This is a genomic window from Williamsoniiplasma somnilux (assembly GCF_002804005.1).
GTDB lineage: Bacteria > Bacillota_I > Bacilli_A > Mycoplasmatales > Mycoplasmataceae > Williamsoniiplasma > Williamsoniiplasma somnilux.
This window is the reverse complement of sequence record NZ_CP024965.1, coordinates 123,609-140,733: the sequence shown is the minus strand read 5'-3', so window position 1 is coordinate 140,733 and position 17,125 is coordinate 123,609. Positions and strand designations below refer to the sequence as shown.

The 17,125-nt window shown below is 28.5% G+C and carries 13 protein-coding genes; all 13 read right to left on the bottom strand.

Going from position 1 to position 17,125, the window contains the following annotated elements; all coding sequences use genetic code 4:
* Nucleotides 1–187: 187 nt before the first annotated feature.
* Complete coding sequence (gene pepF / locus ESOMN_RS00585; protein ID WP_024863811.1) at nt 188–1,981, bottom strand: oligoendopeptidase F; 1,794 nt, start codon at nt 1,979–1,981, stop codon at nt 188–190.
* A gap of 4 nt (nt 1,982–1,985) precedes the next feature.
* On the bottom strand, nt 1,986–2,687 hold the full coding sequence (locus tag ESOMN_RS00580; protein ID WP_024863812.1) for a hypothetical protein: 702 nt from the start codon (nt 2,685–2,687) through the stop codon (nt 1,986–1,988).
* A 68-nt stretch (nt 2,688–2,755) separates the two neighbouring features.
* The gene (locus ESOMN_RS00575; protein ID WP_024863813.1) at nt 2,756–4,108 is read right to left on the bottom strand and encodes a M17 family metallopeptidase; all 1,353 of its coding nucleotides are present in this window, start codon (nt 4,106–4,108) and stop codon (nt 2,756–2,758) included.
* Between the two features lie 79 nt (nt 4,109–4,187).
* Nucleotides 4,188–7,502 (bottom strand): ABC transporter permease, encoded by a 3,315-nt coding sequence (locus tag ESOMN_RS00570; RefSeq protein ID WP_024863814.1) that lies wholly within the window; start codon nt 7,500–7,502, stop codon nt 4,188–4,190.
* 105 nt (nt 7,503–7,607) lie between these two features.
* On the bottom strand, nt 7,608–8,795 hold the full coding sequence (tuf, locus tag ESOMN_RS00565; RefSeq protein ID WP_024863815.1) for an elongation factor Tu: 1,188 nt from the start codon (nt 8,793–8,795) through the stop codon (nt 7,608–7,610).
* Between the two features lie 136 nt (nt 8,796–8,931).
* A complete protein-coding gene (gene fusA / locus ESOMN_RS00560; RefSeq protein WP_024863816.1) occupies nt 8,932–11,001 on the bottom strand; it encodes an elongation factor G in 2,070 nt (689 codons plus the stop codon).
* 35 nt (nt 11,002–11,036) lie between these two features.
* Entirely contained in the window at nt 11,037–11,504 is a 468-nt protein-coding gene (rpsG, locus tag ESOMN_RS00555) for a 30S ribosomal protein S7 (RefSeq protein WP_024863817.1), read from the bottom strand.
* 86 nt (nt 11,505–11,590) lie between these two features.
* The gene (gene rpsL / locus ESOMN_RS00550) at nt 11,591–12,004 is read right to left on the bottom strand and encodes a 30S ribosomal protein S12 (RefSeq protein WP_024863818.1); all 414 of its coding nucleotides are present in this window, start codon (nt 12,002–12,004) and stop codon (nt 11,591–11,593) included.
* Nucleotides 12,005–12,153: 149 nt separating this feature from the next.
* Nucleotides 12,154–13,074, bottom strand: coding sequence for a hypothetical protein (locus ESOMN_RS00545; protein ID WP_024863819.1), 921 nt, complete (start codon nt 13,072–13,074; stop codon nt 12,154–12,156).
* Nucleotides 13,075–13,091: 17 nt separating this feature from the next.
* Nucleotides 13,092–13,796, bottom strand: a complete 705-nt coding sequence (locus ESOMN_RS00540; protein ID WP_024863820.1) for a hypothetical protein — start codon at nt 13,794–13,796, stop codon at nt 13,092–13,094.
* 62 nt (nt 13,797–13,858) lie between these two features.
* Complete coding sequence (locus ESOMN_RS00535) at nt 13,859–14,845, bottom strand: hypothetical protein (protein WP_024863821.1); 987 nt, start codon at nt 14,843–14,845, stop codon at nt 13,859–13,861.
* Between the two features lie 16 nt (nt 14,846–14,861).
* Nucleotides 14,862–16,403, bottom strand: a complete 1,542-nt coding sequence (cls, locus tag ESOMN_RS00530; RefSeq protein WP_024863822.1) for a cardiolipin synthase — start codon at nt 16,401–16,403, stop codon at nt 14,862–14,864.
* A complete protein-coding gene (locus ESOMN_RS00525) occupies nt 16,403–17,125 on the bottom strand; it encodes a hypothetical protein (protein ID WP_024863823.1) in 723 nt (240 codons plus the stop codon). Before ESOMN_RS00525 ends, cls begins: the two co-directional genes overlap by 1 nt.

Below are 17,125 nucleotides of genomic sequence, written 5' to 3'. Positions count from 1 at the left end.
AATACTTGTAAAAGGTTTGGAATTATTAAAAAATAATTCACCTTTTAGATTTATTCCTGAATTTATTATTAATGTTAAATCTAAAGAAAGATCGCTATTTATGTTAGAAATACATGTTATTGTATAAAAAGTGTTTTTGTAAAAACCACTTCAAAAAAATTGCTTAAACAAAGATAACAAATTAATTTTATTTTTGTAATAAAGTCTTTAATTCTTTTAAATATTCTTTAATTCCATTAATTAAAGGCATGTAAGTTTCTTCTTTAGTGAAATCAATTCCAGCATCCAGCATAACATCTAAAGGATCTTTATGTCCTCCAGCTTTTAAGAAATTAAGAGTTGATTGCACATTCCCGTTTTTAATATCGTTATAAAGTTTAAAAGATGCGGTTACATCAATTGCATATTTATAAACATAAAATGGAGAATGAAAAAAATGAGAAATTCTTGGTCAGCCATAAATTGCATCTTTATCATCTTCATTTTTATCAAAAATTTCATAGCCGTAATCTATTTGTGTTTCGTTAAACAAATTAGCTAAAATATCTGCAGTTAATGGTTCATCTTTTTCAACTAATTGGTGAGCGCGATACTCAAAATCAGCAAACTGAATTTGACGATAAAAAGTAGACATTAGATCAGAAATTCTTTGTTGCAATAAGTAGATTTTTTCTTGTTTATCATTTGCTTTATTGTATAAATATTCAAATAGTAAGTGTTCGTTAATTGTAGAAGCAACTTCAGCTAAGATTATTGGGTATTGGCTTAAAGGATAAGGTTGATTTTGGTCAGCGAATAAAGTGTGAACAGAATGTCCTGATTCGTGGGCCAAAGTATTAACTGAGTTTAATTTATCATCTCAGTTCATTAAAATAATTGGATCAACCCCAGCCCCACCAGTTGAATATGCTCCATCGCGTTTATTTGTGTCTTCATAATAATCAATTTTGTTATCGCCTCAAGCAATCTCTAAATTATCCAAATATTCTTTTCCTAAAATTTGTAAAGCATCTTTAATTAAAATTTGTGCTTCTTCAACTGTGAATTTTTTATTATATTTATGTACTAATTTTAATTGTCTATCGGTTGCGTAGAATTTATCCATTTTAAAAGTATCTTTAATTAATAAATTATACTCTTTAAATGGATCAATAAATTTTTTACCAATTTCTAAAAGTTTTAAATAGATAGATAACGGAATGTTATCCCCATTTAAACTAGCTTCAATTGCGGTTGCATAATTTCTAATTCTAATTGAATCAGTTGAATTTTGTAAAATTCCTTCATATATGGAAGCAAAAGAATGTTTTTTATCCGAAAAGTTTTTACGATATATTTTTGCTGCTTGAATTCTTAATTCTTGGTCATTAATTGGATCAGAATCTTCAGAAATTTCCATCATTAAACTAGTTGTTAAAACTTGATCTTTACCTTTATAATGAATATTTTCATCATGGCGATCAGCATAAGCTAAAGTATCATACATTCCCCCAATAGCACCAAGACTACGGGCAACTTTGCTTAATAATTCTTCGTCATGTTCACTTAGAATGTGTTTAGCTTCTTCAAAAAATTTCTTCATTCCTTTTAGATAAACTTTATATTCAGATTTCTCAGTTAATCAAGTTGTAATTGTTTGTTCACCCACACTTTTAATTTCTGGAGAAACAAACGCTGTAGCAACATTGATTTTTCTAAATTCATTCATCAAAAGACCTTCTAGAATTTGATACCTTTGGTCTGATGTATCAGTATCTCCGTAATGTAAATAAATAGCTAATTTATTGACGATTTTATCAATTTTATTATCCAAATCTAAATATTTATAAAATACTTCTTTTTGATTTAACTTACCTTTCATTGCTTGAAAATTTTCAGCTAAACTAACAAGATTAGCTAAGTCATTTTTTCATTCTTGATCACTTTTATACAAATGAGAAAAATCTCATTTGTATTTTGCTTGAGCTTCACTTCTTTTCATTTTTTTATTCTCCTTTATTTTTTTTAAAATTTGCTAATTCCTGTCTTAAATTTTCAAGTTCTTTGGCTTGATTTTTAATGATTTCGTCAAAACGTTTTAGTGTTTCGTCAAAAAAGACAATCAAATTACTTTGTAAGTTAGAAACATTTAAAACTTTTAAAACTTTAGCTTCTTCATCAGTTTCTTGTTTAATTAATGTCATTTTGTCGTTGTAATCTTGAAGACCTGCTCCAAGTGTATTTAATAATTGAGGCAACGGCATCGTTTCTAAATTCACATCACTAAACAAATCGGGTTGTTGACGAATTTTTTCAATTGTAGAATAATCATCAGATTCAAAAGTTATTACTTCTTTTTTAATAAAAATATTATAAACGTCTACAAGAATTTGAATATTTTCTTGACGAATTGAATTTTGAGAAATGTTCTCGCTTCCTAAATGGTATTCACTTATATCAGCGATATCAACTAATCCTAATTTATCTTTAAAAATATCATAAATATGATCACTGCTTAAAATTCGGTTTTGCAAATCTAAAATTGATGTATTCGCATATTCACCGTTTATAACTATACCTAGAACACGATTTTCTTTATTTAAATCTGGTCTCAATAAAACAAAAGGAAATTCCTTTTCTACTAAAGTTTGTCCTTCTAAATTTTTTAATTTTTTTCCTTTATAAATGCTTCATGTTTGTAATTTCATTTTTTATCTCCATTTATTTAATTTTAACCAATTAAGTTTAAAAAAAGAACCTTTCGGTTCTTTTGAAACTATTTATTCAATAATTCAAATAAAGTTTTAACTAAAACACCTGTTCCACGTTTACCTTCATCTGCTGTTGCAGCAATATCTAAATGTAAATAAGGTTTTTCTTCAGCAAAAACATTTAAGAAAGCGGCAGCTGTTGAACTACCAGCCGCTCTTCCTGATTCAGAATTAGTTAAATCAGCAATTTTTGACTCTTGCATTTTTTCTAAATGTTCAGCTAAAATAGGCATTCTTCAAGCTAATTCACCAGTGTATTCAGTTGCCTTATGGAATTCTTCAAATAATTTATCATTAGTTGTAAATGCTCCTATGAATCATGGTCCTAAGGCAACTGCGATTGCCCCTGTTAATGTTGAAGCTTCAATAATTCTCTCTGCTTTCATTTCTCTAATTGCATAAGTCATTCCATCAGCCAATACTAAACGACCTTCTGCATCAGTGTTATTAATTTCAACAGTTTTACCATTCATTGATTTCAACACTGATTCTGGCATTGTTGCAGTTCCACCAATTCTGTTATCAGTAAACATTCCAATTCCAACCACATTTGCTTTTGCCCCAGCCTTAGCTAAAGCAATAATAGTTGACAACATAATTGCAGCTCCTGACATATCAAATTTCATTCCATCCATAAATTGTGAAGGTTTTAAATTATATCCTCCTGAATCGAATGTAATTCCTTTACCAACCAAAGCAGTACGCGGAAGTTTTGCATCACTTACATATTCAATAACAACAGCTTGAGGTTCTACGTTTGATCCAGCATTAACTCCTAAAAATAGTCCCATACCAAATTTTTCTGCTTCTTTTTTACCTAAAACTTTAATTTTTAATCCTTTTACTTTTTTAGCTTCTTCAACAATTTTTTCTGCTAAATAAACTGAAGTAGCAATATTTGGAGGAGTGTCTTGTAAAACTCTTGCAAAATTTGTTGCTTCAATTTTAATCATTTCTTTTTCAAAGTGTTTGTCCATTTTTTCACTTGTTATTAAGTTATAAATAGCATCATTATTTTTTTGTTTTTCTTTCATTGAAAAAGCTTTAAAAGAAACTTGACCAATAGTTTCAATGATTGTGTTAAAGATAATTTCTTTATCTAAATCTTTACCTATTACTTTAATGAAAGAATCAACATCGATATTAATATTATGTTTGTTTCCTCCAACAAAACTTGTTAATGCTTTTTTCAATTGTTTTCTTTTGTCGGGCGCTGCTTTTTTAAGCACCATGTAAACAACTTTTTCTTCTGATATTAATGTTGTTGCAAGATCTGCATCAGATACAAATTTAGGAACTTTAACTCCATCAATTGCGATTAATGTTAAATCTTGTTTTTTGCCTTTTAATGTAATCATTTTTTATACCTCTCTCGTTAATAATAGTAGTTAAATTATAACACTGTTTAGAATTTATAAAACATTCATATAAAGTGTTTTATAATGTTGCAAAAGCATTCTTCGGTTTTTGCAGTCTTGTGAAGTACAGCACTGAAGATGAAACAATTAAACAAAATGTTGCAGCAAGTCCAAATGCAATCAAAAATATTTTTACATTTCAAATAAAATTAATCGAAACATTAAAACTATCATAAAATAACGGTGAACAAACTTTTAACAAATAGTAAGCAATTAGTGCTGAGGCAACAATTGATAAAATCGCTGACAACAAATAACCAGTAATTAAATACCAATTAACTTCAGAAGTTTTATATCCCATAGATTTCATTAATAAAATGATTTCTTTATTTTCTAAAAGAATTAAGGCAGTTAAAATTAATGAAACAGCAAAAGCTATTACAATACATATAAAAATAAAGTTTTTCATAACACCAAGAAGTGGAGCAGATTTAAGCAAAACTTTTTTAGCAAAATAGTTAAATGGAATTATTGAGTTTTTTATTTCTAAATAATAATCTTCTGCTTTTGGTGATACATAATCCATTATGCTATTACCGCGATTATCTTCTGATGAATTTTCACTATTTTTGTAATAAGGTGCAGTTAGATTTTGTAAACCAAACGGAACTTCATCATATGAATAAACAGTGTTATCAAAAGTATAATCCGAAGATTGATTTAAAATTTCTAATACCTTTAAGTACATTTCTGTTGTTTCGATATTTTCATCTGCTTCAGATTCCTTGATTACATAATTAAAGAGATCTTCTTTTGTTGTATAAATTTCTCTTAATAATGATTGTTCTTTAATAATCGCATTAACTTTAACAAGTATTTTTAATGGAACATCATTTGAATTTGTAATTTGCTTTATTCTTAATTCGATTTCATCTCCCTTTTTAGCATAAAAATAATTTGCAAAAGCTTGAGAAACATTAACATTAATTGCATATTTGTAACTATTGTTTTTAATATTGTCAGTAATAGAATTGTTAGAACTAATTTCATTTAATTGATAATGTTTTTTAGTATTTAAATCTTTATTAGAAACTGCAATTGTTTTGATGACATTATTATCACCATTGAAATTATAATTTGTAGACATACTCAAATAAGAACGAACTCCCTTGGGTTTTAGCATCGTTCCCATTAAAATATTAAATCCATCATCATAACCAAAATCTGCAATCAATAAATCATTATAGGTTCTTAAACTATCAAGCATTTGATGAACTTTTTCTCGGTCGTTTTCGCTTATAGTATTTGGTCTATTTTGATTTATTTCGTTCATCTTTTGATCAATATATTCTTTTCCCTCAATTGTTAATAAAAATTTTGTAAAACTTTTTTCAATATAAGTATGTTTAAAACCATTAGGTAAATTTGCAATTTCAATATCATTTTTGCTTATTGGTTTAAGGTCAGTGTCCTCGACACTATTTGTTTCTATAATTTGAAAATTTTCAACTAGTTGCTGATTTTCAAAGTGAAATGATTCTAATTCTGAATTATCATAAACAGATTTATATGGTTCATTCCATTTTGCGAAAGTAGCTGCACTAGTTTCGACTGACTTGTTAAATTGAAAGGCGAATATAATAACCGAAAAACAAATAGATAAAACAACTAATGATATTAAGTTTTTATAAATATTTTTAAAAGCAAACGAAATTCCAATATTTAATTTGCTTGGAATTTTTCTTAAAACTGTTCTTTTAAACTTAATAACTACTTTTCCAGGTGCTTTACCAACCCCAATGCCTTGTATAGTTAATTTTTTAGATTGAATTATAATCATATTTATTAAAAAGAAGGAAATAAACATAATGATTATTGATGCTAGTAACGCTAATCAAAAAAATCAGTTGAGGTTTCAGAAAGACGAAACAATAGATAATTCGGCTTTAATAGCATTAAACATCATGTTTTGGATAAAAGCACCGCCAAAAATAGCAAAAACTGCTGAAATAATAATTGGTGTAATAATAGCTAATGTAGTTAATAATGTTAATACAAAATTAGACTCTCCCATTGCTTTTAAAAAAAACAATGTTCTTCTTTGTAGAATAATAATTTGTTGAGTAATGAAATAAAAAACTACAAATAATAAAAACAACATCATAAGCGCTATGATATAAACCAAAATATTGTATGTTTCAACAACTTTAATAATTTTGGTTTCAGGATAATTATTTTCATTATAAGTATCTGGCAAAATTTTTGAAGGTTCATTAACTGAGGGACTGAAATATTTTGTTGCTAAATTTTCTAATATTGATTGTGCTTTGCTCTTGTTATTTTTAGCTGAATCAACACGAACTAAAATTCTATTGCTATAAAAACTAGATTTTCCAAAATTATCATTACCTAGTGAGTCATGACCGAAAGAATTTTGATAAGTTACAAAATATTTTAAATCAGAAACTCCTTGAAAAAAAGTTGACGGATTATTTGCGGTACCCATAATTAAATATTCATCTTCTGTTGGGGAAATTAAAGCAATGTCTCCTATTTTATGATTTTGTGAAACTAAAGTTTTGGGTGTTGCAAAAGCAAACTTTCCTTTCTCAAATAAATCTTTCTGCTTCACATTCATTGCATTCAAATTAAGATGATCATAAATATAAGTTTTATACACTTGCGATTTTTGAATTTGTAATGGTGCTTCTTTATAATAATTGGCCATTCATTTTTCGGGAGAAATCCAATTAAATTTACCACGACTATTACTTGTTAAAGAAATGCCAGATTTATTTAACAATTTTGATTGAAAATAATTTAAAAATAAATTATTAGCATTTTGTCCCAAAGTTAAATTTGTTTCCAAATAATTTGGTATGTTTAAAATAGCATCTATTAATGTATTATATTCTTGATACGGATCAGCATCATTTCTTGTGATATTTACAACTTTTATGTGTTTATCAATTATAGGATGTGTTCCATGATTAATTGAGTCTAAATGAAATAATTTACCAGCAAAAACTCCTGAAACAGCAATTAAATCTTTGGCGCTAATTGAAGTTGTTAGTCCACTTTGTTTAATTAAATTTTCTGTATATTTTATTAAATCTAAATCATCATCACTATTAGTTTCTTTAACAATTAAATAATCATCAGTGTCACCGATACCTTCGTCTTCTTGTAAACGATACTGAATTGTTGAAATTGAAGAATTAATGTGTTTATTCGAATTAATATTACTTGCTTCATTGCTAAAATTTCAAGAAAAAGAAAAGAGTCCAACAACCATTGATAAAACAATGATTAAAAAAACTGTAAAAGTTAAATAAATAATAATTTTGGATCTAAAATCTCGAAATGATTGCTTAATTAATATTTTAAATTTCATTTTAGCATCCAACCTTTAATAGTTTAATTTTACCAAATATATTTATATCAAAAAAATAAAAAAAGAACTTTAAAAGTTCTTTTTGATTTTTAATTAAATCAATGATTAAGCTTCAACAGCAATAACTGTTCCAGCACCAATAGTTCTTCCACCTTCACGGATTGAGAATTTTGTTCCTTGCTCAATAGCAACTGGTTTAATTAATGAAATTTCAATTTCTACATTATCTCCAGGCATAACCATGTCTGTTCCGGCTGGTAAAGTCACTTCTCCAGTAACGTCAGTTGTACGGAAGTAGAATTGAGGACGGTAATTGTTAAAGAATGGTTTATGACGTCCACCTTCTTCACTAGTTAAAGCATAAACTGATGCTTTTAATTTAGTGTGAGGTTTAATTGTTCCTGGTTTTGCTAAAACTTGTCCACGTTCGATTGATTCACGATCAACTCCACGTAGTAATGCTCCAACATTATCCCCTGCTTCAGCAAAGTCTAATAATTTTCTAAACATTTCTAATCCAGTAACAACTGATTTTGTTGCTGCTTCATGTAAACCAACGATTTCAATTTCTTCGTTAACTTTTACAGTTCCACGTTCAACACGTCCAGTAGCAACAGTTCCACGTCCTGTGATTGTAAATACGTCTTCAACAGGCATTAAGAATGGTTTTGCTGAATCTCTTTCAGGAGTTGGGATGTATGTATCAACTGCATCCATTAATTCTTTAACTGAATTAACTCATTTTTCTTCTCCGTTTAATGCTCCTAAAGCTGATCCACGGATAACTGGTGCATTATCTCCGTCAAATTCGTAAGCTGTTAATAAGTCACGAACTTCCATTTCAACTAAATCAATTAATTCTTCATCTTGAACCATATCACATTTGTTCAAGAAAACTACCATACGAGGTACTCCAACTTGACGTGATAACAAGATGTGTTCACGTGTTTGTGGCATTGGTCCGTCAGTTGCAGCAACAACTAAGATTGCTCCATCCATTTGTGCAGCACCAGTAATCATGTTTTTAACATAATCGGCGTGTCCTGGACAATCTACGTGTGCGTAGTGTCTGCTTTTAGTTTTATATTCAACGTGAGAAGTGTTAATTGTAATTCCACGTTCTCTTTCTTCTGGTGCGTTATCGATGTTTGCATAATCTTTAAATTCTGCTCCACCTTCTGCTGCCAAAACTTTAGTAATTGCAGCTGTTAAAGTAGTTTTACCGTGGTCAACGTGTCCAATTGTTCCAATGTTAACGTGAGGTAAACTACGATCAAATGCTTCTTTTGCCATTTTGTAATTTCTCCTTAAAAAATCTTTTTATATAGCGATATTAGATTTACTTTCTAGTATCTTAACCGCCCCCGTAGGGGCGGACATATTCACATATTATTTTAATATAATATTTGAAATAAACTATAAATTAATACTATTTACCTGCTTTTTTGATAATTGCTTCAGCAACTGATTTTGGTGCTTCTGCATAGTGACTGAAAATCATTGTGTAATTTCCACGTCCTTGAGTAAATGATCTTAATTCTGTTGCGTAACCAAACATTTCTGTTAATGGAACTTTTGCTTTAACAGTTTGAGCATTTCCTCTTTGTTCTGAACCTTCAATTAGTCCACGTTTTGAAGAAATATTACCCATTACATCTCCGTAGTATTCATCAGGAATTGTAACTTCAACATTCATAATTGGTTCTAATAGAACAGCGTTCATTTTTTTAGCTGCTTCTTTTAGTGCCATTGAAGCAGCAATTTTGTAAGCCATTTCATTTGAATCGACATCATGCATTGACCCATCAACGATAGTTGCTTTAACATCGATCATTGGGAATCCGGCTACAATACCATTTTGTAAAGCGCTTTCTAAACCAGCACGGGCAGCATTAATGTATTCTTTTGAAACACGTCCCCCAGTGATTTTATCAATTCATTCAAATCCTTTATCAGGGTTTGGTTCAAATTCAATAACAACGTGACCATATGATCCACGCCCTCCTGATTGTTTAATGTATTTACCTTCTGATTTACCTGGCAATTTAACTGTTTCACGGTATGAAACTTGTGGTGCTCCAACATTTGTTTCAACATTAAATTCACGACGCATACGGTCAACAATAATGTCTAAGTGTAATTCACCCATTCCGGCAATAATTGTTTGTCCAGTTTCTTCATCTGTGTATGTTCTAAAAGTTGGATCTTCTTCTGCTAATTTATTTAAAGCAATTCCCATTTTTTCTTGATCAGCTTTAGTTTTTGGTTCTAATGCTAATTGAATAACTGGTTCTGGGAAAACCATAGATTCTAAAATAATTTGGTGCTTTTCATCTGAAAGAGTATCTCCGGTTGTTGTATTTTTTAAACCAACAGCAGCAGCAATATCTCCAGCATAAACAACATCAATTTCAGTACGATTATTGGCATGCATTTGTAAAATACGTCCAACACGTTCTTTTTGTTCTTTTGTTGAGTTTAAAACATAACTTCCTTTTTCAAGAATTCCTGAATAAACACGGAAGAATGTCAATTTACCAACAAATGGATCTGTCATAACTTTAAAAGCTAATGCTGAAAATGGTTCAACATCTGATGAATGTCTTTCAGCTTCTTCTCCATTTGGTAAAATTCCTTTAATTGAAGGAACATCAATTGGTGAAGGTAAGTAATCAATAACTGCATCAAGCAATAATTTAACACCTTTATTTTTAAATGCTGATCCTGCTAAAACAGGGAAGAAGTCAGCACTGTTAACTCCCTTGCGAATTGCTGATTTCAATTCAGGAATGGTAATTTCTTCTCCATCTAAGAATTTCATCATTAATTCTTCATCGTATTCTACAGCTGTTTCAACTAATTGAGATCTTAATTGTTTTGCTTTTTCTAATAAATCTTCTGGAATTTCAATTTCTTTAGCGATTTCTTCAGCAGCACCATCAAAGTGGTACGCTTTCATTTCTACTAAATCAATAATTCCAGTAAAGTTTTCTTCAGCTCCGATTGGTAATTGAATTGGTGCTGCTTTTGCTCCTAAACGGTCACCAATTGATTTAACTGAGTAATCAAAATCAGCTCCTGTTTTATCCATTTTGTTAACAAAAACAATGCGGGGAACTCTATAAGTTGTTGCTTGTCTTCAAACAGTTTCTGTTTGAGGTTCAACTCCTGATTGACCATCAAGAACGGCTACTGCACCATCAAGAACTCTTAATGAACGTTCAACTTCAACTGTGAAGTCTACGTGTCCAGGAGTATCAATGATATTAAAACGATTACCTTTTCAAAATGCAGTTGTTGCAGCTGAAGTAATAGTAATTCCACGTTCTTGTTCTTGAGCCATTCAGTCCATTTGTGATTCACCTTCATGAGTTTCCCCAATTTTGTGAATTTTTCCTGTATGCAATAAGATACGCTCTGTAGTTGTGGTTTTACCAGCATCAATATGAGCCATAATTCCAAAGTTACGCGTATCTTTTAAACTAAATTCTCTTGCCATACTATATCCTTTCTATAAATAGTGAACATTGATTATTATCAACGGTAGTGTGCGAAGGCTTTATTTGCTTCTGCCATTTTGTGAGTATCTTCACGTTTTTTAACTGATCCCCCAATATTGTTTGAGGCATCAATAATTTCGTTTGCTAATTTAACTGTCATTACTTTTTCATTTCTTAGTCTTGAATAGTTAATTAATCAACGTAATGCTAAAGTAACTTTTCTTTCTTCTGATACTTCAACAGGAACTTGATAGTTAGCTCCTCCAATACGACGAACTTTTAATTCTAAGTGCGGCTCAATGTTGTTGATTGCTTTGTTAAAGATATCAATTGGATTTTCTCCAGTTTTTTCTTTAATAATTGCAAAAGCATCATAAATAATTGTTTGAGCAGTTCCTCTCTTACCATCTAACATAATTTTGTTAATAGCACGAGTAACTAATTTTGAGTTATAGACAGGATCTGGTAAAACGTCTCTTTTTTCGGCTTGATTTTTACGCATGGGTTTTGCTCCTTTCATTTTAAATATTTTGTTTAATTTCGATCAATTGTGGTTCGTATTCCACGGATTATTTTATTTAAAAATAATTAAGATTTAGGTCTTTTTGTTCCATATAAAGAACGGCTTTGACGACGTTTATCAACAGATTGAGTATCAAGTGTTCCACGAATAATGTGGTAACGTACCCCAGGTAAGTCTTTTACACGTCCACCACGGATTAAAACAACTGAGTGTTCTTGTAGGTTATGTCCTTCACCAGGGATGTAGGCATTAACTTCCATTCCATTTGTTAATCTAACACGAGCATATTTACGTAATGCTGAGTTGGGTTTTTTAGGTGTCATAGTAGCCACACGAGTACATACTCCTCTTTTTTGTGGAGATGAAACTCTGGTAACTTTTTTTTGTAAAGAGTTAATCCCTCTATTTAAAGCAGGAGCTTTAGTTTTTCAAGTTTTGGCTTTACGTCTAGTTTTAACTAATTGGTTAATTGTTGGCATTGCAATTTCCTCCTTTCACATTTCCGTGTGTATCGAACTCACACATATAAAATTATACCAACAATACAAGAAAAAAGAAGACAAATTTATTTTTTTGAAGCAGAACAATAAAACACCAAAAGTCTAATTAACTTTTGATGTTTTTAATATTATCTAGTTCTTAAAAATTCAAATAAAGTTTTGTAATTTTTGTTCATAAGAATGATTCCAGGTCTAAACCCGATTTTTCTTAAATGTTTTTTGATAAAACAACGGTATTGTTCTTCAATATCGTTGTTTCAAACTTCATTAACTAAAACAAGGCGTTTCTCGCTTCTCATTGCTCTAATAGTATTTTTTTCGATTTCTTTATTTGGCAATTCATCTGCAAATTTATCAATATTAACAAATTGCGTTCTTTTAAATTCAATAACAGTTTTATTGTAATTCATTAAATCAATCAAGATAGTCATTTTATCTTTTGAAGTAGATTTTGAATGATTTTCAACAAAATCAGTAACAAATTCATCAACAATCATATTTTGTAAAAGATGAAGTTTATCAATTAGAGAAACTTGTTTTGCATCTAGATGTTTTATTGGTTTTGTATTTCCTTTTTCATCAATATAAGTCGTGAATGCTCCAGCATCTAAAAGATTGGAATACTTTTCTTGATTCAAAATTTTAGTTTCTTTCAAAATTGTTAAATCTTCATAAATATGAGAAATTTCTTCTTCTATATTAACGGCTTCATCTTTTTTTTCTTCAACAGTATTAAGGGGAATCCATTCTCTTCCGGAATTGGTAATGAATTTATCAAAAAATTTAATTGTTAGTTCTAATCATTCTTCTTCATTTAAGTCAAAAAATGCTTCACATAACAAATTTAAATCTCCATATAATTTTTTAGGTAATAATTTTAAAACTTTATTAATAGATAAGGTAAAAACTTTATTAGCATATAATGTTTCCATTATTTTATTTTTGTAAATGTTTATATCTTTAATTTGAGTTCGTGGATGAATATCTTTTTTATCAACATATTTGATTATTATTTTTTCAAATTTAGTTTTTTGATTTTCATTTAACATAAAAATATCTCCTTTCCTTATTTGATATATATGTAAGCGATGTTTTTATTAATTTCTGGGTAATTAAATTCTATTAGTATTTTATATGTCAATGATAATAAAATTGCGCATAAATTTTTAAAATGATAAAGTTTCGAAAGAAATTCATTTTTAATATTGTCATCGCTAATTTGAGCATTTTTTAAACTTAAAATTATTTTCTGTAACAAATCAGATTCTAAAGATAGTAATTGGTTTAAATTTAAAATCTCTAAATTATTTTCATCAAAAACTTGAACAATTTTAGATGTTATAACTTCTAAATCCATTTTTAAAAAATCAAGATGATATTCACCATACATTTTAACAACAAAATTGTTAAACAAAAATTCATTAATACTTTTTAATTTGATAAAGGTATTGTCTTCTTTATTAACAATTAGATTGACAAAATGCTCATGAAATTTGTTTAAAACTATAATGCAACATTCATAATCGCTAACTCATTTTTTGCTAGCAAGTTTAAATTCATTTGAATAAATAAGCTGATTGTTGTTTAGTAAAATTTTTAGTGGTTTTAAAACTAAATTATTAAATTCTACAGATTGAGCAAAATTAGTGATCCGATGATTTTTTTTAAAAAATGAAGTTGCTTCTTCTGACAAATCAAAGTTAACATTCATTTTTATTTGTTTAAATGTATCATCAATTATTTTTATAAAATATTTTTGTAAGTTAAACATAATCACAAAGACCTCTTTAAGATATATTTTATATTAAAAGAAAAACGGACAAGCCGTTTTCATTATTTATTATTTCTTTCAATAAAATCTTTAGCGAAAATAATTCCTGTTGTAGAGGACATTATTAAGGAAGTAAAAATTCCAATATATGTCATATTAATTGATGATAACGAAACTGTAATTTGTAAAATAGAAAGAACAAATAAAAATATAAAACCTATTGAAACTATTAAAGCTAAAATTACATTAATTTCAAGTTTATCTTTTTTTCAAATGTTAATAATGTAATATATGGAAACAATCAATCCTAAAATTGTTCAAACTAAACTAAAAATTCCGGTTCCTCTGATTGTTACACTAGCAACAAAACCATCTTTATCAAAGGTTGCTGAAACAACAGATTCAACAATCAGTCATACAAATGAACAAGCGAATAATAAAATTTGCATTGCTGGATTTGATTTAATTAGCGAAGGGTGATCGAAAATATAATTTGCAAATACATGTTCACGATTTTGTTTTTTAGATTTAGTTTTGTGAGTGAGTTCAATTTTTTGCAAATTTTTCAAATTATCTGATTTTGGATAAGTCATTGTATGAGCATGATTTAATTTAAAATTTTTAATAGCCTTTTCTGTTCAATCCACAAAATGTTTTGAAGATTTTTCGTCAATTGACTCTAAAGCATAACCAACACCATTAGCAATGAAATTAATTCTTATAGAACCCACTCTAATATTAGAGTTTTCCATTTCTAAAAATTTTATTTCGTCAATATCAAATCATTTTTGACGAATTTCTGAATCATCTACAATAGAGTTTTTAGATAATGCTAAAATACGCTTTTCTGTTAAAACTAATAAAACATATGTTGCTGTTAATTCGCCTTTTTCGTTAGTTTTTCTAGTTCATGCCAATGATTCCACCTTCTCTTTTTCATTTAAATATAAATAAAGTTGTGGAAGAATATTGTCTTTAATAAACGGATCTTTTTTTAAAATGCTTCATCCAGATTTTGCTAAATCCTTTTCAATTGTGCTTGTTTCCATAAATACCTCCTAATTATTATAACAACGGTGAAATAATGTTGTATATATTAACAATAAGTCTTGTAAATCATTTATGTTCTCTTGAAGGTTTGAAATTATATAAGAAAGATGTTTTGAAATCATCTATAAAACGATTTTCTAACTGAGAATTAAACTCTTTGGACTTGACCAATAACATTGTTTGTTGGTCTGTAAATAAAGCTCTAAAATCCATATTAGTTGTTCCTGTGAAACAAATCTCGTCGTCGAACAAAAATGCTTTAGTGTGATTAAAAATATTATTCATCGAATAAACTTTAACACCAGATTCATAAAGTTCATCTGTTCATTTTTTAGATACATCCAACAACATGAATTTATCACTCATTCCAGGCAACACCAACCTAACATCAATACCAGATTTGGCAGCAGAAGATATGGCCTTAATTAATTCTATTGGTGGAACAAAGTATGGTGTAGATAATCATATACGCTTTTGAGCAGAACCTATCAAGTTTAGTAAAAGATCTAAATGCAAAGGTGAGGCATGATTTGGACCAGAAGAAACAATTTGGATTAAATCTTTGTTATTATTTTTTTTAGGATGTAATTTCCCTACTTCTGGTTCTCAATCAGTGATTTTTTCCTTACCTTTTTTAATAAATTTTCAATCTGATGCAAATATTTTTTCTATACCCTGAACAGCTTCCCCGACAACCCTAACCATACTATCATTTCAATAACCGTATTTTTTGCTCATGTTAATATATTCGTCAGATAAATTAATTCCTCCAGTATAACCAATTCTTCCATCTATTGAAAAATCTTTTCTGTGGTCTCTATAGTTAGCCTTTCAATCTACAAAAGGCATAACAATTGGAGAAAAAGGAACTAAGTGTGCACCCATCATTTTTAATTCCTTTTGAACTTTTAAATCAAATTTTGCATATGACCCAGCAAAATCATAAATTATGTAAACTCTAACTCCTTCTTCGATTTTATTTTTTAAAGCTTGAACAAAATTTCTACAAAGTTCTCCGTCTTCGATTATGTACAAATTAATTAATATATAATTTTTAGCTGAACTAATATCATTAAAAATAGAAACTCAAGCATCAGTTCCGTTTGGTAAAAAAGACACAGAAGTGTTTTTATAAATTAAATCAGATTGCTCGTTTAACCCCATCATAAATGCTCGTTTATATTCAGGAATATCTTCATTCATTACCGGTAAAACATGATCGAACATTTGATCTTTGGTTTTATTACCAAAATCACTAAAATTTTTATACTTATAATCTTTCACCGTGTCATAATGGTACATACGTCCGAAATATACATATGAACCAATACCAAGAATTGGAAAAAACACAATAAAGATTGATCATCTAATTCGAGTTTCCATTCTTCTTTTTTTATTAATCATTACGTAAAAAGCAAAAAATATTGATAAAATTTCAACGCCTAATAAAATTCATAAAAACTGAGTTGATAAAAAATATGCTAACAACGAGACAGCTATCACATAAAAAGAAAACATGAATAATAATGAACCAAATGATGCAACTTGTCTTCTCATTATTTTGATACCCCCTTATTAAGTTTTTTGAAATTGATTTTACTAATTCAAGTGTTTGTTCTTAAAATAAATGTATTAAATTCTTCTGGAGTAATAGTTCTGATGGCATCAATCATTTTGTTTTGAATTTTTAATTTTGCTAAAAATAAAGAATTTTTTTCAAGAACCAATTCTTTATTTGCAAAATAATGTAAATTTAAAAACATTGATAAATAATATCCATAAACATAGTAACTATAAAAATGAGAACTTTGAATAAAAGGAGCTGAAAAAGTTGTGGCAATATTCGAATAAACTTTGTTATAGTCGAAATATTGAAGACGTTCTTCGGGGGTAAATTTTAAATCTCTAATAATCTCAGCTTCTAAATTTTCTGAAACAGAAATTAAATTTAAATTATTTAAAATATCTGCGACAGTTTCATCTAATTGAATCGCAACTTCAGCATCAATATTATTCGTTGATAAGTAAAAAAGTTCGCTCGATAATAAGCGAATGACATTCATGTGATCAATGTATTCATCCTCTTTTTGACCGTTTAAACGAATTAAAAAATTAAAATTTTTTAAAAGAATATTTTTCTTATCAACTTCTGAAGCGTAATTAAATTGCTTTGTTTCAAGCATATAACTTCCTAAAAAAGTTTTATAAGCACGACGACGTTTTTTGACGTAATTAGTTTTAAAATAAATTAAATTAAATTTTTGCAAAATTGTTTTCAT